The sequence below is a fragment of the Rhodococcus sp. IEGM 1351 genome, from assembly GCF_030056875.1.
Lineage (GTDB): Bacteria > Actinomycetota > Actinomycetes > Mycobacteriales > Mycobacteriaceae > Rhodococcus_F > Rhodococcus_F opacus.
The window spans coordinates 1-232 of sequence record NZ_JASHKU010000161.1; the positions used below are offsets into that span (position 1 = coordinate 1).

1 pseudogene is annotated in these 232 nt (G+C 72.8%); it reads right to left on the bottom strand.

The window, feature by feature from the left end:
• Positions 1-232 (bottom strand): annotated as a pseudogene (locus QM806_RS41170) (anthranilate phosphoribosyltransferase); the annotation flags it as partial.

Genomic DNA, 232 nt, shown 5'->3' on the forward strand with positions numbered 1-232 from the left:
CCGCTCCACTGTCGATCGACTGGGCCGCCATCGAGAGTCCGTCCGACAACGCGGCTTCGAGCGGGCGGCCGCCGAGTCCCCGGTACGCCGCGAGCGCCGCCGCGGCGTTGAGGAGGACCGCGTCGAGGACGGGTCCCGTCTCACCGGCGAGGAGTCGCCGCCCCACCGCCGCGTTCACCTCGGCATCGCAGCCGCGCAGTTCGTCGAGCGACACACGAGCGATCCCTATGAC